This window comes from Arminella tubonensis (genome assembly GCF_003240585.1).
Taxonomy (GTDB): Bacteria; Pseudomonadota; Alphaproteobacteria; order Rhizobiales; family Rhizobiaceae; genus Rhizobium; species Rhizobium tubonense.
The window spans coordinates 353539-371048 of the sequence record NZ_PCDP01000059.1 but is presented as its reverse complement, the minus strand read 5'-3'; the positions used below and the strand labels follow the sequence as shown (position 1 = coordinate 371048).

General features: G+C 58.5%; 17 protein-coding genes. 7 read left to right on the top strand and 10 right to left on the bottom strand.

The genetic code is table 11. The features are described from left to right. Positions 1-14 precede the first annotated feature (14 nt). From CPY51_RS26210 to CPY51_RS26190, 5 genes are all read right to left on the bottom strand, one after another. Positions 15-800, bottom strand: coding sequence for a phosphatase PAP2 family protein (locus tag CPY51_RS26210; RefSeq protein ID WP_111163132.1), 786 nt, complete (start codon positions 798-800; stop codon positions 15-17). Between the two features lie 91 nt (positions 801-891). Further along, positions 892-2004 (bottom strand): 3-isopropylmalate dehydrogenase, encoded by a 1113-nt coding sequence (leuB, locus tag CPY51_RS26205; protein WP_111163131.1) that lies wholly within the window; start codon positions 2002-2004, stop codon positions 892-894. A gap of 165 nt (positions 2005-2169) precedes the next feature. Further along, entirely contained in the window at positions 2170-2988 is an 819-nt protein-coding gene (locus tag CPY51_RS26200) for a sugar phosphate isomerase/epimerase family protein (RefSeq protein ID WP_111163130.1), read from the bottom strand. Positions 2989-3167: 179 nt separating this feature from the next. Then, a complete protein-coding gene (gene leuD, locus CPY51_RS26195) occupies positions 3168-3773 on the bottom strand; it encodes a 3-isopropylmalate dehydratase small subunit (RefSeq protein WP_111163129.1) in 606 nt (201 codons plus the stop codon). 176 nt (positions 3774-3949) lie between these two features. Then, positions 3950-4180 (bottom strand): hypothetical protein, encoded by a 231-nt coding sequence (locus tag CPY51_RS26190; RefSeq protein ID WP_111163128.1) that lies wholly within the window; start codon positions 4178-4180, stop codon positions 3950-3952. 112 nt (positions 4181-4292) lie between these two features. Here CPY51_RS26190 and CPY51_RS26185 point away from each other — a divergent pair, with 112 nt between their 5' ends. Beyond that, entirely contained in the window at positions 4293-5198 is a 906-nt protein-coding gene (locus tag CPY51_RS26185) for an HpcH/HpaI aldolase/citrate lyase family protein (protein ID WP_111163127.1), read from the top strand. Further along, on the top strand, positions 5198-5404 hold the full coding sequence (locus tag CPY51_RS26180) for a DUF1737 domain-containing protein (RefSeq protein ID WP_111163126.1): 207 nt from the start codon (positions 5198-5200) through the stop codon (positions 5402-5404). Before CPY51_RS26185 ends, CPY51_RS26180 begins: the two co-directional genes overlap by 1 nt. Positions 5405-5415: 11 nt before the next feature. Here CPY51_RS26180 and CPY51_RS26175 read toward each other — a convergent pair whose 3' ends face one another. Further along, complete coding sequence (locus tag CPY51_RS26175) at positions 5416-5853, bottom strand: metallopeptidase family protein (RefSeq protein WP_111163125.1); 438 nt, start codon at positions 5851-5853, stop codon at positions 5416-5418. Between the two features lie 163 nt (positions 5854-6016). On the opposite strand from CPY51_RS26175, the gene CPY51_RS33605 reads away from it, so the two are divergent. From CPY51_RS33605 to bfr, 5 genes are all read left to right on the top strand, one after another. Further along, positions 6017-6970, top strand: a complete 954-nt coding sequence (locus CPY51_RS33605) for an ImuA family protein (protein ID WP_244598786.1) — start codon at positions 6017-6019, stop codon at positions 6968-6970. After that, on the top strand, positions 6906-8432 hold the full coding sequence (locus CPY51_RS26165) for a Y-family DNA polymerase (RefSeq protein WP_275540502.1): 1527 nt from the start codon (positions 6906-6908) through the stop codon (positions 8430-8432). The genes CPY51_RS33605 and CPY51_RS26165 overlap by 65 nt, the downstream gene beginning before the upstream one ends. Then, positions 8429-11914 carry an error-prone DNA polymerase gene (locus CPY51_RS26160; protein WP_111163122.1) on the top strand — a complete coding sequence of 1162 codons (3486 nt, stop codon included), beginning with the start codon at positions 8429-8431 and terminating at the stop codon, positions 11912-11914. Before CPY51_RS26165 ends, CPY51_RS26160 begins: the two co-directional genes overlap by 4 nt. A 142-nt stretch (positions 11915-12056) precedes the next feature. After that, positions 12057-12368, top strand: coding sequence for a (2Fe-2S)-binding protein (locus CPY51_RS26155; RefSeq protein WP_111163121.1), 312 nt, complete (start codon positions 12057-12059; stop codon positions 12366-12368). Further along, complete coding sequence (gene bfr, locus CPY51_RS26150) at positions 12334-12819, top strand: bacterioferritin (protein ID WP_146260175.1); 486 nt, start codon at positions 12334-12336, stop codon at positions 12817-12819. Before CPY51_RS26155 ends, bfr begins: the two co-directional genes overlap by 35 nt. A 52-nt stretch (positions 12820-12871) precedes the next feature. Here bfr and CPY51_RS26145 read toward each other — a convergent pair whose 3' ends face one another. From CPY51_RS26145 to CPY51_RS26130, 4 genes are all read right to left on the bottom strand, one after another. Then, a complete protein-coding gene (locus CPY51_RS26145) occupies positions 12872-13414 on the bottom strand; it encodes an RNA pyrophosphohydrolase (protein ID WP_111163119.1) in 543 nt (180 codons plus the stop codon). Positions 13415-13448: 34 nt separating this feature from the next. Continuing rightward, entirely contained in the window at positions 13449-14639 is a 1191-nt protein-coding gene (locus CPY51_RS26140; protein WP_111163118.1) for a divergent polysaccharide deacetylase family protein, read from the bottom strand. An 81-nt stretch (positions 14640-14720) separates the two neighbouring features. Then, positions 14721-16043 carry a S41 family peptidase gene (locus tag CPY51_RS26135; protein ID WP_111163117.1) on the bottom strand — a complete coding sequence of 441 codons (1323 nt, stop codon included), beginning with the start codon at positions 16041-16043 and terminating at the stop codon, positions 14721-14723. Further along, on the bottom strand, positions 16033-17499 hold the full coding sequence (locus CPY51_RS26130) for a murein hydrolase activator EnvC family protein (RefSeq protein WP_111163243.1): 1467 nt from the start codon (positions 17497-17499) through the stop codon (positions 16033-16035). The genes CPY51_RS26135 and CPY51_RS26130 overlap by 11 nt, the downstream gene beginning before the upstream one ends. Positions 17500-17510: the final 11 nt, after the last annotated feature.

The window sequence follows — 17510 nt, the reverse complement described above, 5'->3', positions numbered from 1 at the left end:
CTGCTACAATTTTGTTACGAATTTGCGAGAGTCCTCCGGGGCGTCGGTGTGCCGTTGTGCGCCAAGGAAAACAGCAGGCCGAAACGCGAAAAAATGAAGGCGGTGGCAAAGGCGAACCATACGCCAAGCGCCAACCCGGCTGCGACGTCGCTCGGATAATGGACGCCGACGATAATGCGCGTGACACCGAGCCAAAGGCCGAGGCCTGCGAAGACGAGCCGGAAGCGAGGAAATAGCAGGGCAAGTGCGGCAAAAAACGCGCCAATATGGGTGGCATGCGCCGACGGGAAGCTCTGATACAGGAAGTCTCCGTTGAAGGGTTCCAAGTGGAAGATTCCAACCGCATCAAAGAGTGGCGGCCTAGCTCGGCCGATCGCATATTTCAGGATGTGGACGGCAATGCTGGCCGAAATCACCGAAATGGCAACGTAGACAGTCGCGCGTATAAAATAAGCGACGCGAAATCGACGTTGGAGTTTGGAGAGCCGTCGGGTGAGCAGTAGACCGACGATCAGGACTGCGCAGACCGCAACTAGGATTGAGACAAGCCTACCGACGTCGGTGACCTCACCGGCAAACCGGACCAGCCGCGCGGGCAGGCCCTTCGCCGCCGCTCCCAAAGGTGCATCGAACACAAAAAAGGCGATAGCGACGATGTTGATCGAGGTAAACGCGTAGCCGACCCAGGGTATCCGAACGTGGAGGCTTCGCCGGGCGGCATAACGGCGCGACAGGCGGCCCCAGAGGCTTTGACGTCCAACAATGGGTGGCGCTGCCGGCCTGATGCTATCGTCGTTCATCAGCAGGAGATAGGCATCTGGGTGCCGAGTTCAACAAAAAGCCGCCGCTCCTTCCTTTGAAAGAACGACGGCGCGTGTTTCACGTGAAATATCAGGCAGAAAGCGTCTTGAACGCCGCAAGGATCGCATCGCCCATTTCGCTAGTACCGACGGCCCTGCTGCCTTCCGACATGATATCGGAGGTGCGGATACCGCTGTCGAGAACGTTTGCGATCGCCTTTTCCAGCGCGTCGGCTTCCTCAACCATGTTGAAGGAGTAGCGCATACACATGGCAAAGGAGGCGATCATGGCGATCGGATTGGCAATGCCCCTGCCGGCAATGTCGGGAGCCGAGCCATGAACCGGCTCATAGAGTGCCTTGCGCTTGCCGGTCTTGGCATCGGGAGCGCCGAGCGAAGCCGATGGCAGCATGCCGAGCGAACCCGTCAGCATGGCAGCGACATCGGAGAGCATATCGCCGAAGAGATTGTCCGTAACGATGACGTCGAACTGCTTCGGCTGTCGAACCAGCTGCATGCCGCCGGCATCGGCCAGCATATGCTCGAGCTGCACGTCGGAATATTTCGCCTTGTGCGTCTCGGTGACCACCTGGTTCCAGAGCACGCCCGACTTCATGACATTGCGCTTCTCCATGGAGCAGACGCGATTGCCACGGGTGCGGGCCAGTTCGAAGGCAACACCAGCGATGCGTTCGATCTCATAGGTATCGTAGACCTGCGTATCGATGCCACGCTTCTGGCCGTTACCGAGATCGATGATCTCCTTCGGTTCGCCGAAATAGACGCCGCCGGTCAGTTCGCGGACGATGAGGATGTCAAGACCCTCGACCAACTCCGGCTTCAGCGAGGAGGCTGCGGAAAGCGCGGGGTAGCAGATGGCCGGACGAAGATTGGCGAAAAGCTGCATGTCCTTGCGCAGGCGCAGAAGGCCTGCTTCCGGACGGACATCATAGGGAACTGCATCCCATTTGGGGCCGCCGACAGCGCCGAAGAGGACGGCGTCCGCTGCCATTGCCTTTGCCATATCCGCCTCGGAAATCGAAGCGCCGTGCGCATCGTAGGCAGAGCCGCCGACGAGACCTTCATCCGTGACGAAGCCGGCATTCTTCGCCGTGTTCATATAGGCGATGATCTTGCGGACTTCGCCCATGGCTTCGGGGCCGATACCATCGCCTGGCAGGAGGAAGAGATTGCGCACTGTCATGGAAAAGCCTCTGCAATAGAAACAAGCTGCGGGTTCTTAGACCCGCCCGGCGGTCATTTCAAGCGAGGTTCCGGCCAAAACGGTACGGCTGGAGGTTACCGCTGGCTCAATTTCTCTCCGACCGGCGATCTACATGGCCGCCGGTCTGGCTTTCTAAAGCTAAAATTACTCGGCAATGCCAAGCGAGGCGATGAAAGCGGCAGATGCCGGGATTTTCGATTTGTCCTTGATCTCGATGATCAGCCGCGGCTTGCTGTCAAGCTTGGAAAGGGCCGAGAAAACCGAATGCCAGCGGATCGTGCCTTCACCGAGGCTCCAATGCCTGTCGGCATAGCCGTCGGCATCCTGGAGGTGAACATGCTGGAGGCGGTTGCCTGCGGCGTGGACATAATAATCGACCGGTGGAGCACCCGTCGATCCGTGGGCATAATGGGCATGGCCGGTATCGATCGAAACGGCAACTGCAGGGGAATTGAAGCTGTCGGCCAGCGCGACGCGAATGTGTGGGTCGATGTCCTCAATGTTTTCAATAACCATGGTCAGGCCGATATCTTCGGCGCGTTTTACGGCGTCTCCGAGTGTCCGGTGCGTGTAGTCGACGATCTTTTCGCGCTCACCTTTGTTGTTGTCGAGGTTGTTATAGGACCAGGTCGTGTAGGGGCTGTGGATCACCATCTGCGTCGCCCCAATCTCGGTGCAGACGTCGAGGGCCTGGGAAAGCCGCTTCTTGACGACGTCGCGAACGTCCGGGTCCTGCGAGGCGATGACGAAACCCCAGAACGGGCCGTGAATGCCGACGCGTCCACGGTGGCCATCGAGAAGTCTCCGCGTGCGCTCGGCAAGCGGTTTCCAATCGCCGTTCAGAACTTCTGCATCGACGAAGCTCTGCAGTTCCAGGTCCCGCTGTTTGTCGAACAGCCAGGTGCGATGGATTTCGAGGTCGTCGAGCGTCATGGCGGCGCCGAGAATCGGGAGGGAGGTCATGAAAATGCTCCGGTTGGGAATTGTGCGCTACGGAGGGGAATTATCCGTCGGCGCTGTATGATCCCCATTCTTGTCGGGCATATTACAGTGAGCTCAGCTTCAGAGCGGACTTGAAATTGGGGCAAAAGAAAAGCCGGGCTCATTGGCCCGGCTCGAAACTTTAAAGATCGTGAGCCTTATCAGGCCCAGGGATGTGATACCGCGTTTGATTTCTCGAAACTATCGATCGCGGCCGCCTTTTCCAGCGTCAGGCCGATATCATCGAGGCCGTTCAGCAGGCAATGCCGCTTGAAGGCGTCGAGATCGAAGGTGATCGAGCCGCCATCGGGGCCAGTAATCTCCATGTTCTCGAGATCGATGGTCAGAATTGCGTTGGAGCCGCGCGAGGCATCGTCCATCAGCTTGTCGAGGTCTTCGGGAGAAACCTTGATCGGCAGGATGCCGTTCTTGAAGCAGTTATTGTAGAAAATGTCTGCAAAGCTGGTGGAGATGACGCAGCGGATGCCGAAATCGAGCAGCGCCCAAGGGGCATGTTCTCGCGACGAGCCACAGCCGAAATTATCGCCTGCGACAAGGATCTTGGCGTGCTGATATGCAGGCTTGTTCAGGATGAAATCCTGGTTCGGCGTGCCGTCTTCGTTATAGCGGGCCTCAGCGAACAAGCCGGTTCCGAGGCCGGTGCGCTTGATGGTTTTCAGATAATCCTTCGGGATGATCATGTCTGTGTCGACATTGACGACCGGAAGAGGCGCTGCAACGCCGGTTAACTTCACGAACTTATCCATGGAATCCTGCCTTCGATTTCGCTCAATCAAACGAATTGTCCTGCCAATAGAGCAAATCCGGCCAAAAATGAAGGAGAATCTTGGATTGCACGGTAGTAGGACATCAGCGCGTCGTTCTGGCGATCGCGCAAAATATGGGCTTGAAAAGGCAGCAAGAATGCCGCCTGATCAAGACATTAGAGGTCGATGATGGTGCCGCGGCCGTCGTTCCAGATGTGCATCTCGCGCTGGCGATTTGCCTTTGCGCGTATCGGAGCCGGCTTCAGGCGCATCGACAAAGCGCGGCCGACGAGGCAAACGGTCAGAATGCCGCCGATAGCAAGCGTCAACGAAACAGTAAGCAGCGCTAGCGCAGCAAAGATGGTGATGCCGGTAAGGGCGAGAAACAAGGAACGTACGTTCTGCATGATCGAGACCTTTCTCTGCAGGCCAATGTGGTCCTAGATCTTTCCATCTGCAAGAGGAGCATGGCTTTTTGTTGTCTTGCCCGATGTCCGAAAGATTGGCAGAACTGTTCCGATGAGCAGATCCGCCCCAACCCGTTCCATGCGCCTTCGCCGCTCGGTGCTCAGCGTGCCCGCCGTCAATCGCCGCGCATTGCAAAAAACCCACGAACTCGATTGCGATGCCGTGATCTTCGATCTGGAAGATTCCGTCGCGGTCGAGAGGAAAGCGGAAGCGCGGGATAATCTGAAAGAGTTCTTTTCCGGGCCTTCGCTTGTGTCCAAGGAACGGATCATCCGGATCAATGCCTTGTCCTCGAGCTTCGGCAATGCCGACCTGGATCTTGTCCTGGCGCTCGAACCGGAAGCGGTTCTGTTGCCCAAGGTCAACGAGCCGCAGGACATCATGGCCATCAGCGACAGGCTGGCAGATGCCGACGCGCCGGAAGCCTTGCGCATCTGGGCGATGATAGAAACGCCGCGCGGCATCCTCAACGCTGCGGCGATTGCGGAGGCTGGTCGCACGGCGGGCTCCAGGCTTGATTGTTTCGTCGTCGGGCTCAACGACCTTCGCAAGGAAACGGGTGTGCTGCCGCAACCGGGACGAACCTATCTCGTTCCGTGGCTGATGCAGGTGGTGCTGGCGGTGCGCGCCTACGGACTGGACGCGATCGATAGCGTCTTCAACGATTTCAAGGATATGAACGGTCTTGAGAATGAGTGCCTCGACGGACATGCCATGGGTTTCGATGGCAAGATGTTGATCCATCCTGACCAGATCGAGGTCGCCAATCGCTGTTTCGGGTTAAACGACATCGATGTCGCCGAGGCGGAGGCGATCATCGCTGCCTTTGCCGATCCTGCGGCAGCCGGGCTCAACGTTGTCGACCTCAACGGGCGGATGGTCGAGAGGCTGCATCTTGTCCAGGCACAGGGACTGGTTCATAAAGCCCGCCTGATCGCAGAACGAAAGACGACCTGATGAAACTCTACCGCTTCCTGTCCGGCCCGGACGACGCCTCCTTCTGTCACAAGATTTCCGCCAATCTCAACAAGGGCTGGTCGCTCTATGGGTCGCCAACCTATGCCTTCAATGCAGCAACCGGCGAAATGCAATGCGGCCAGGCGGTGGTCAAGGATGTCGAAGGCAAGGATTACGATCCTGACATGAAGCTATCGGAGCAGTAGAACGGTTTTTCCTACCGGGCCGTTGCTTCTTCAGCGCTTTCCTCGATGCGCTCCATGTCGTCGTCGCTGAGACCAAAATGGTGGCCGATCTCATGGATGAGGACATGGGTGATGATATCGCCGAGCGTTTCCTCGTTTTCCGCCCAGTAGTCGATGATCGGCCGGCGATAGAGACGGATTCGGTTCGGCATTTCGCCGGTTTCGACGGTGAATCGCTCGGAAATGCCGCGACCCTCGAATAGACCGAGCAGGTCGAAGGGGGTCTCAAGGGCCATGTCCTCGAAAACCTCGTCATCCGGAAAATCTTCGATCTCGATGATCAGATTGCCGGTCAGCGCGCGAAATTCCTCCGGCAGGTGGCCGTAGGCCTCCGTTGCCAGGGATTCGAATGAACTGATCGTCGGCGCATGGCGGTCCCGCCAATCCTCGCTCTGGTCAATGCGGGCCATTATACTCCCCTTCCTTTCCGCCCATATAGAGCCTTTGGGGCAAGTTTTCGAGAGCGGAATCAAGGAGAGGAATAAATTCACAGATATTGACTGTTGACTCTTCATTAGGGCTCTGGAATCTATAAGAACATAACAGGAACATACTCTATCAGGAGTTAACGTCGTGGCCGAAACAGCCGTGGCGCGGGAGACGCTTTTTGCCCTGCGTGAAACTATTGCCAGACTGGAAGGTAAGCCGGTGCCAGCTCTGGCTGCGGCGGCGCATGAGGCGATGGCGGCTGATGGAGGGAGGTCGAAGGCCGGCCCGAAGCAGGGACGGCCTTTCGAGACCGGCATTGCGACACTTGATGAGGCGCTCGAAGGCGGTGTTCCGCGAGATGCGCTGACTGAGATCCGTTCGCTGTCGCTTCGCGATGCTGGTGCCGCTACGGGGTTTGCTCTTGCTCTCGCCTCGCGGCTCCGAGAGGGGGATAAGAATGTACCGGCTGGTCGCACCATAGTGCTTTGGATCGGCGATACGGTGGCGACGATGGAAGCGGGTCTGCCCTATGCGATCGGCCTCAGGGATTTCGGTCTGGAGCCGCAGGGTTTCCTGCATGCAGCCCCCCGAAAACTTGAGGAGGCGTTGTGGCTGGCTGAGGCGGCATTGGCAAGTGGGGTCTTTGCGGTCGTCATTCTGGAGGTGCGCGGCAATCCGGCACGTTTCGGGCTGACGGAAAGTCGGCGGCTCAGCTTGAGGGCCAAGGCGGCGGGGCGGCCGCTGTTTCTGTTGCGACATGGAGGAGAGGAGGAGGCGAGCAGCGCGCTCTTTCGCCTGTCTGTCGAACCCGCGCCGGCTGCAGCGCGGTTTCTGCCGGATGGATCGATGCTTGGCGGCAGCATCGGCAACCCGTCCTTTCGCCTCACCCTGGAAAAGAGCCGCAACCCGGCTCCTCTTTCCCTTGTTCTGGAGTGGAATCCTCATGACCGCCGGTTTTCATCTATCCTCGACCAACAGCGCCCTGCCCTTATCGAACGGAAATCAGCGAATCCTCGCCCTCACCTTCCCCCGGTTGCCAACCGATCGGATCGCCCGCAAGCGATGGGGTCTGTCGTGGCGCTCGACCGGGCGTCCTGAGGCGGCGCCACTTGTCTGTGCCGGCCGGCTGAAAAATGCCATGCGGCTGACGGCCCTTGAAGAAATTGCAGAAGAGATCGGGCTGAAGCTTGATCAGGGGGTCGCCGAAGCGCGTGCCATATGCCCCGCTCTCGATGTTGTCGAGGAGGATCCTGCGGCTGATCGCAGGCTGCTGGAAGCGATGGCGGACTGGTGCGATCGGTACACCCCGCTTGTGGCGCTCGATGGAAAGAATGGAATTTTTCTCGACATCACAGGCTGTGCCCATCTCTTCGGCGGCGAGCGGGCGCTCCTCAAGGATATTCTATTCCGGCTGTTTCACCTCGGTCTCGAGGTTCGCGGCGCCATCTCCTCTTCGCCTGGCCTATCCTGGGCGGTCGCCCGGTTCGGCAGCAGCGGGGTCATCGAACCGGATGAAATGGAAGAGATACTCGCGCCGCTACCGGTCGCTTCGCTACGGCTTGGCGAAGAAACTGTCGCTGGGCTGCAAAAGCTCGGTCTGAAGCAGGTCGGGGATATCCTTTCGGCTGCCCGCGCGCCGCTTGCAAGGCGGTTCGGACCGCAGCTTCTCCTGCGTCTCGATCAGGCGCTGGGGCTTGATGAAGAGCCGATTTCGCCGCGCCGACCGGTTGCTAGCCTGTCAGCTGAACGGGTTCTTTCCGAACCGGCGCAGGCCGAGGAGGATATCATGCTGTTGGCAGGTCAGCTTGGCGAGGCGCTGAAACCGGGACTGGAAGCACGAGGTGTCGGCGGTCGAGTTTTCGAATTGTTGCTTTTCCGGGTCGATGGTCGGGTATTTCGCATCGCTGCCGGTGCTTCCAAACCGCTTCGCGAGCCTAAGCGGATTGCTGCGTTGTTTTCCGAGCGCATCAAGGCAGTTCATGACGATCTCGATGCCGGCTTCGGGTATGAAATCGTTCGGCTGAATGTGCTGCGGTATGAGAACTTCGATGCGGCACAGGGCGATTTTGCCGGAACTAACCAATCCGACCAATCGCTTGCTACCTTTGTCGACCAGGTTGCCGCCAGGCTTGGCCGGGAATGTCTGCAGGCGTTCGAGTTGCATGAGAGCCATGTGCCGGAGCGTGCTTCCATCTTCATCCCTGCGGCGAATGCCCTCCCCGGTCAGTACCGGTTCCCTGGGACGCCACATGCAGGCTTTGCCAGGGTTGAGCGACCCCTGCGGCTTTTCCGCATGCCCGAATTTGTCGAAACCTTCGCCGCCGAAGTGCCGGATGGACCGCCCTTGCGGTTCCGCTGGCGCCGCATGATGCATGAAGTCCTGCGGGCCGAAGGACCGGAAAGGCTGGCGGCAGAATGGTGGATCGACGGCGAGGCAGCCCCTCCGCGCGATTACTTCCGCCTCGAAGTTCAAACCGGCCATCGCTTCTGGATGTTTCGTGAAGGTCTCTACGGCCAGGGTGCCGCTCCGCGCTGGCTGATGCACGGGGTCTTCGCATGAGTACCGCACCCGTCTTTTTCGAGCCCGTCTTTTTTGAGATTGGAGCCAGGACGAACTTCTCCTTTCTTGAGGGGGCATCCAGCCCCGAGGAGATGGTGATGCAGGCAACGCGGCTCGGGCTTTCAGGTCTCGGGATTGCCGACCGCAATTCGGTTGCGGGGGTTGTCAGGGCTTATTCCCAGGAACAGGCGATCCTTGAGGACTATGAAAAGAAAAGCCAAGAAAATCTGGAACGAAGGGAAAGGGGCGAGAAGGAAGAAAAGCTTCTGAAGCCCGTGCCGGTTCGGCCCGGTGCTCGCCTTGTCTTTTCAGACGGCACGCCCGATATTCTGGCTTTTCCGCAGAACCGGACGGGCTGGGCGCATCTTTGCCGCTTGCTGAGCGCTGGAAATCTGCGTGCAAGGAAAGGTTCCTGCATCCTCAATGAAGAGGATCTCGCGAAATGGGGAGACGAGATGATGCTCGCCCTCGTTCCGGCCCCGTCGCTGATCGATGATGCCGAGTATCGGCAGAAGCTGGAAGCGTGCCTCGGTCGTCTTCGGAGACGTTTCCGGCGAAAATTCCATATGGCACTGTCGCCATCCTATGACGGCCGCGAGACCTTCGTCTTCGCAACGCTATCCATGATCGCCGCACGCAGCGGCGTGTCATTGATAGCCACCAATCAGCCGCTCTATCACACGCCGGCACGACGGCCGCTATCCGATGTCGTCGCCACTATTCGCGAGCATACGACCGTAGCGGAGGCTGGTTTCCGTCTTGCGCCCAACTCCGAGCGTTATCTTAAGAGTGGGCGGGAAATGGCAAGGTTGTTTGGTGCTTATCCTCAGGCCATTGCCAATACGGTGGAGTTTTTCGGACAGCTGTCGTTTTCCGTGAAGGAGTTGAGCCATAATTATCCTGACGAAAGCGTACCAGGCGAAGCGCCTGCGGAAACGTTGGAGCGCTTGGTTCGGGAAGGAGCGGCCGGTCGTTATCCCCGCGGTATTCCACCCAAGGTCGCCGAGCAGATTGATTATGAACTCGATCTAATCAGAAAGATGGAATACGAGCATTACTTTCTGACTGTTCGCAACATCGTCTGGCATGCCCGTCACGAGCTTAAAATCCTTTGCCAGGGTCGGGGATCGGCCGCAAATTCGACGGTCTGCTATTGCCTCGGGATCACCGAAGTCGACCCTATGATAACGACTCTCCTTTTCGAGCGGTTTATCTCAACAGAACGCAATGAGCCACCTGACATCGACGTCGATTTCGAGCACTCCCGACGGGAAGAAGTCATTCAGTTCATCCACAGCAAATACGGAAAGGAGCATGCCGGACTGACGGCAGCGGTTACCAGTTACCGTGCGCGCTCCGCCGGCCGAGAGGTAGCCAAGGCCTTCGGCATGTCGGAGGACGTTCAGTCGGCACTTGCCAGCACGATTTGGGGCTGGTCGGCGGATGATCTTTCGGAGCGGGAAGCGAAAGCTGCGGGGCTCGATCTTTCCGATCGGACCACCCAGCGGGTACTTTCCTATGCATCTGAACTGATGGGTTTCCCCCGGCATTTGACCCAGCATGTCGGCGGTTTCGTCATCACCAGAGACCGGCTGGATGAGGTGATGCCGATCATGAATACGGCAATGAAGGATCGCTATATGGTCGAATGGGACAAGGACGATCTCGACACGGTCGGCATTCTGAAGATCGATATCCTTGCGCTCGGAATGCTCACCTGTCTTGCCAAGGCCTTCAGCCTTCTCGCGCTGCATTATGAGAAGAAGGTCACCCTTGCCGACTTGGGCAATATAGTCGGCGCCGAAGGAGATCGGGTCTACGACATGATCTGCCGGGCCGATACGATCGGCGTGTTCCAAATAGAGAGCAGGGCGCAGATGAGTATGCTGCCGCGCCTCCGGCCGCGCGAATTCTATGATCTGGTCATCGAAGTGGCGATTGTTCGGCCGGGCCCGATCCAGGGCAAAATGGTGCACCCCTATCTCAAGCGCCGGGAAGATGTTCAAGCCCGCAGGAAGGTCGATTATCCTAGCCCAACTCTCGAAAAAGTCCTGAAACGGACCCTAGGCGTTCCCCTGTTTCAGGAGCAGGCGATGCAGATCGCCATCACTGCGGCAGGCTTTCCTCCGGCAAAGGCGGACAGATTGCGCCGATCCATGGCGACATTCAAGCGATCGGGAAAAGTGAATGAATTTAGAGATGACATGATCAACGGGATGATAGGGAACAAATATACGCGCGAATTCGCCGAACGCTGTTTCAGTCAGATCGAAGGGTTCGGGGAATATGGTTTTCCGGAAAGCCATGCCGCTTCATTTGCGTTGCTGGTCTATGCCTCCTCCTGGATGAAGGCCTATTATCCCGATGTCTTCTGTGCGGCGATGCTGAATTCGCAGCCGATGGGCTTCTATGCGCCGGCGCAGCTTGTTCGTGATGCGCGCGAGCATGGTGTCGAAGTACGGCCGGTGGATATCAATTTGTCGGAATGGGATTCGACCCTCGAAGAAGTCGAGTTCGACAGGGGGGCGATCGACCGGCGTCATATCTCGATGAGAGATGTGATCAAGACGAAGAGAGCGGTGCGTCTTGGTTTCCGGCAGGTCAAGGGATTGTCGGAGAACGACATAAAGGACAGACTGATCGCTAATCGCGGTGATCGCTATGTCTCCGTCCGCGATCTCTGGCTGCGATCGGGTCTTGCGAAAAGCGACATCGAACGTCTGGCTGATGCCGATGCGTTTTGTACGATCGGCTTGGGGCGGCGCGAGGCACTATGGGCTGTGCGGGCGCTCGATGCGAAAAGTGCCGCGGAAAAGCTGCCTCTGTTCGATCTGGCCGACCGCGCGGATCTCCAGGTTGAGCCCGAGGTTGTTCTGCCGACCATGCTGCCGGGCGAGCAGGTAGTCGAGGACTACCGTTACCTGTCGTTATCCCTGAAAGCTCATCCGGTTTCGTTCCTGCGGACTGAATTCTCTCAGATGGACATCGTGCGGAACGTCGATCTGCTGACAGTGCCGAACGGTCGGATGGTCACCGTTGCGGGCCTCGTCCTGGTGCGTCAGCGCCCTGGCTCGGCAAAAGGGGTGATCTTCATGACGTTGGAAGATGAAACGGGTGTGGCGAATGCGATCGTCTGGGAGAAGGTTTTCGATAAATACCGTTCCGTGGTCATGGGTGCGCGGCTGGTCAAGGTCAGGGGTCGTCTGCAAAGCCAGAGTGGCGTCATCCACGTCGTCGCCGACCATATCGAGGACCTGACATCAGCCCTTGGCATACTCCAGCGCGAGGCGCGGCGCTTCGCCGGCAACCAGCGGGCGGATGAGGCGATGCACCCAACTGCGGATCACCGAGAGAAGAAACTCGTCCTGCAGATCGAGCGGCAGGTCCGAGAAAGGGCGATTATCAAGGCGGCAGCGACCGATGGCCGCAGCGAAGTAGCAGAAACCGCCAGCGTTATGCCGAGGGGGCGGAATTTCCATTGAGCGATAGACACTTGTCTCACGTCGATTTGACGCTGTCCGGGCCAAATCAATGGCGAGGATCGAGAATCTTTCTTGACAAGGAACATCTTCTTTATCAGATAAAGAGGATAGCAAATGTCATGTTTGATGGACTGAATGAGACATGCTGGTCTGCAGTTGTAACTACATCACCGATATGGAAATCCGGGAGGTCATTACCGAGCTCCTCGATGAAGACTGTTGGCAGCTCATCGTGCCCTCCAAAGTCTATCACGCCATGTCCAAACGCGGCCGCTGCTGCGGCTGCTTTCCCAGCGTTGTAGACCTGATAATACAAACAACCGAGGATTATCACGCCCGTCGCCACTCGACGGAAGCCGAAATATTTGATTTCATGTCCCGTCTCAAAGAATTTCATGAAGAAAACAGGAGAGCGGACATTGAAAGGCGACAAAAAAGTAATAGAGCGGCTTAACGAGGCATTGTTCCTCGAACTCGGCGCGGTCAACCAGTACTGGGTCCATTATCGCCTTCTTGAAGATTGGGGATACACCAAGCTCGCGAAGAAGGAACGGGCCGAATCGATAGAGGAAATGCACCATGCCGATCGACTGGTCGCGCGCATTATCTTCCTCGAAGGCCATCCCAACCTGCAGACACTCGCGCCGCTTCGCATCGGTCAGAACGTCAAGGAAGTTCTAGAAGCCGACCTTGCCGGTGAATATGATGCGCGGAGCGCCTACAAGAAATCACGTGAAATCTGTCATGACGAAGGCGACTATGTCTCCATGAAGCTGTTCGAGGAATTGCTGGCCGACGAGGAAGGCCATATCGACTTCCTTGAAACCCAGCTCGATCTCCTTGGGAAGATCGGCGAGACGAAGTACGGCCAGCTAAACGCCGACTCAGCCGACTCTGCAGAATAATAAAATCGGGCACGCGGCCGAAAACGGTGGCGTGCCCTTCCCCACCCTCTGATCAATCGTCCATCGCGCGAAGCTCGGCCAAGTGCTGGAATTCAGCGATGACCTGCGCGTAGACGGCACGTTTGAACGGAACGATCAGGCCCGGCAATTCAGCCATCGGTTTCCATTCCCAAGCGTCGAATTCCGCAAGGTGACCTCCCGGAGGCGGGTTGATGGCAATCTCGCTCTCGTCGCCTTCAAAGCGGAAGGCAAACCAGCGCTGCGTCTGGCCGCGAAACTTGCCTTTGAGACCGATGCCGATCAGCTGTGGTGGCAGATCGTAATTGATCCATTCCTTAGCCTCGGCAAGCAAGGAAACGGTTTTCATCCCAGTCTCCTCGTAAAGTTCACGATAGGCAGCATCAAGGGGATCCTCGCCTTTGTCGATGCCGCCTTGCGGCATCTGCCAGAGCTGCGACGAACCGTCATATTCGGAATTGCCGTCCGGAATACGGCGGCCGGCCCAGACCAGACCTTCGCGATTGAGGATCATGACGCCGACGCAAGGACGGTAAGGCAGGTCCTCGGCTTTCACGGGTGATTGACTCTTGCTCATCATCTTCCTCTTGTGTCGGGGTACTGCCGGTGCATCAGGGATGCTTGGGGTCGTCGGCCAAAGCCGAGACGGCGACAATTTCGATGCCGCGCATTGCAGCGTCTTCGCTCCACTTGCTGATGGCGTCCACGCTTTCATCGAAGGCGGAGGCGATGCCGATCGCCGAGCCGTTACGGCGGGCGACCCGTTCGAGCTCATCGAGCTTCTTGATGATGGCGTCGGTCTGCAGTTCGCCGTCGAGCTGCAAGTCGGCAAAGGCATGCGGCACGGCGAGCGCCTTGGCGATCGTGCCGGACTTCGATTGCGCCGAAGATCCATCATCGAGGAACAGAAGTCCACGCTTACCCACATCCCGTAGGACCGGTTCAAGCGCTGTCGGATTCGATAGGAAACGACCACCGAGGTAGTTCATAACCCCGGTGTAGTTGGTGATTTCGCCCATGGCCTTATGCAAGTCCTCGACGTTCTTCGCGGCAGATTGCGAGGTCAAAAGCGTATCCGGCCCGGGGTTGTTGCCGGGATAGTCGAAGGGCTCGAAGGGTACCTGTATCAGAATCTCGTGGCCGCCGCGGCGGGCTTCCTGCATCCAGCGCTGCAGGCTGTTGCCGCTGGCGGCAAAGGCCAGCGTCACTTCTTCAGGCAGTTTTTCGATGGCGCGCTGGGTCCCGGTCTGGCTGAGGCCAAGGCCACTGACGACGATCGCGATGCGGGTGCCATGTGCACCCGACCATGGCCGCGCATATTGATCCATCGGCCGCAGTCCGCCCGGCCCGGTGATCGGCAGGCGACCGTAGGGCGAATCCTCCAGCAGGCTGTCGTTCGGCGTGGCCGCCATGCGCGGGTCCTGTCCGACCTGGCTCGCGCCGATCAGCACTGGGCCATTGCCGTCGCGTGGGCGCGGGCTGAAGGTGGTAACCACTGAGCCATCGCCTGTGACGGTCCGCTGGACATTGGCGCCGGATTGTGGATCGGCCTGCGGCATTCCCGACTTGTCTGCATCGCTTTCTACAGGCTTGTCGACGGAAGGCTGCGGTTGTGGCGCATTTTTGGTGATTTCGATTGGTGCGGTCTTCTGCAGATTATCCTTGATCAGCGCCGAAAAAAGCGAAAACCCTGCGATGCCGATCAGGCAAAGGCCCGCGACAATGCGGCCCAAAGGCAAAGGCCCCCGCTTTGGGCCATTAGGGCGATCCCGCCCCAGCGGTGCATGCAAATCCGTTCCCAATTTCCTCGTCCGCCCCAAACCGGAAACCGTTCATCCGAACAGAGAAGCGCCGGGTCTGTCTCCAGCCCGGCGCCGTGGTTGTTACTTGGCGACGACCGCCTTTTCAGGGTTTGGCGGGAAAGAAGGGTCGGTCTTGACGCCGCGCAGCAGATCGAGCGCATAGTTGAGCTGGACGTCGTCCTTGGCTTCCGGTGGGACGTAGGCTTCGGATCCGGATCCGTCGTCCGTCTCGTTCTGGCCCTTGATGTGGCCACGAAGGGTGGATTCGCCTTCTGTCACGAGCTTGCCCTTGAGGTCATCCGGCAGCGGTTCGTCGACCTTGATGTCAGGAGCGATACCCGTGCCCTGAATCGAGCGGCCCGATGGCGTGTAATAGAGCGCTGTCGTCAGGCGGAGAGCTCCGTTTTCGCCGAGCGGAATGATCGTCTGAACGGAACCCTTGCCGAACGAACGGGTGCCGACAATGGTGGCGCGTCGCAGATCCTGCAGGGCGCCGGCGACGATTTCAGACGCCGAAGCCGAACCGCCGTTGATGAGAACGATCATCGGCTTTCCGTCGGTCAGGTCGCCCGGGCCGGCATTGTAGCGACGTGTTTCATCCGGATTGCGGCCGCGGGTCGAAACGACCTCGCCACGTTCCAGGAAGTCGTCGGCAACGTTGATTGCCTGATCGAGCAGACCGCCGGGGTTCAGGCGCAGGTCGATGACATAGCCCTTGAGCTTGTCGGCCGGAACCTGCTGCTTGATCTTCTGGATCGCAGCTTCGAGATCCGGCGTGGTCTTTTCGGTGAATTGCAGGATGCGGATGTAGCCGACATCGTTCTCGATGCGGGACTTGACAGCGGCGACGGGGATGACATCGCGGATGATCGTCAGATCGATTGGCTTGTCGACACCCTTGCGGGTCAATGTCAGCTTGATCGGCGTCTTGATCGCGCCACGCATCTTCTCGACAGCATCCTCGAGCTTGAGACCCTTTACGGATACGCCGTCTATGGCGGTGATATAGTCGCCAGCCTGGACGCCGGCCTTAGCGGCAGGTGTATTTTCGATGGTCGAGCCGACCTTTACGAGGTCGTTGTCCATCGTCACTTCGATGCCGAGACCACCGAATTCACCCTTGGTCTGGGTGCGCATGTCTTCGGCGTCTTTCGCGTTCATGTAGCTCGAATGTGGATCGAGCGAAGCAAGCATGCCGTTGATGGCAGCCTCGACAAGCTTGTCTTCCTGGGGCGGAGTCACGTACTGGGCGCGCACACGTTCGAAGACATCGCCGAAGATCGACAATTCCTTGTAGGTGGAACCGTTGGCTGCTTCCGCCGGTGCCCCTGCCGAGTAGATGACGCTCATCGCAGTCGCACCCATTAATGCGCCAACGAGAACAAGAGAAGCCCTACGAATCATTGCGTGCCTTTCCAGTATCCTTCAGGGTCCACCAGGGTCGGGAATCGACCGGCTTTCCATCTTTTCGAAATTCAATGTAAAGCGTTGGCCGGTTCGTTTCCAGCGCCAATGCAGTTGCACTTGCCACTCTTTTTTCACCCATCGCCGCCAAAGGCTCGCCGGCAAAGATAAATTTGCCCTGGCGCGTCTTGATTGCGTCCATTCCGGCGAGAACCATATGGTAACCGTCGCCTGTGTCGAGGATGATCATTCGGCCGTAGCTGCGGAAGGCACCGGCAAAAACGACCAATCCGTCGGCCGGGGCGGTCACGAGCGCATCGGGACCAGTGGCAATCGTCAGACCCGACGCGGTGTGTCCGGTACCATCGTCGTCACCGAACTGACGGAGGATATCACCCGCCACGGGCAGCTCGAGCTTCTGTTTCAAGTCCGAAAACGGATATGCGGGGGCAATGCGGTTTTTATCGGGCACCCCGCTGTCAGCCAGGGCCTTCGCTTGAGCGCGCTGCTCGTCGGTCATCAGTTGGCGACGTTCCTGGTCTTCGCGAGCTGCCGTCGCTGCGTCGCGCACCGAGCCGATCTGACCCTCGAGAGAAGCGACCAAGCCCTCCAGGCTGGTGGCTTGACCAGCCAGTTCCTCGGAGCGTTTGCGTTCGGCCTGTACCTGCGCGATGCTCTGCCTGCTATTTTTGTCGTTCTCGACAATCAGCAGGTCCATGCGGCGCTCCTCCTCCAGACTGCTGGTCATGGTGGCTGTCAGATCGGCCTTCTCGGCTGCCGCTGATGCCTCCAGCTTGGAAAGATCGGTGAGGTCGGCAACAAGCTTGTCCGTCGCCTTGCGCATTCCCGGAACGACGGCACCGAGAAGGATGGCGCTGCGCACGGAGGCAAGCGCATCGTCGGGAGTGACCAGCAACGCCGGCGGTGGATTGCGGCCTATCCGCTCCAGGGCGGCAAGTACCTCGGCAAATAGTCCTCGGCGTTCATGTAGCGACCTGCGGATGCCGTCCTCCTTGATTCTGAGGTCCGTCAGGGTCCTTTCGCTAGCTTCAATCCGTCGGTCCATCGCCTTGCGTCGGGTAGCCGAGTCGATCAGCGCCTGACGCAGGCTGGCATTGCCTTTGTCGAGCGCCGCAACGCTGTCCTGGAGCTGCTTGATCTTATCCGAAGAGAGACTAATCGTCTTCGACAGCGCATCGAGCTCCGCACGGGTCTGGTCACGTTTCTGTGTCAGGTCTGCAGCCGGGTCGGGGGCAGGTTGGGTGGCACTTGGGCCTGTGACGGGCGATTGTGTTGGCGATGCCGGCTCTGCAAGGATGGGGTCGCTACTGCTATCTTGGGCTTGCGCCTCGGTATTTTTCAGATCGGCCAACGCGACCATGAACAAGCCCGCGCCAACGCATACTCCCAAGGACGGCAGCAGAAGACGTGAAAGCGTGATCGTGGTTTGTGTCATTCCGGTTCGGA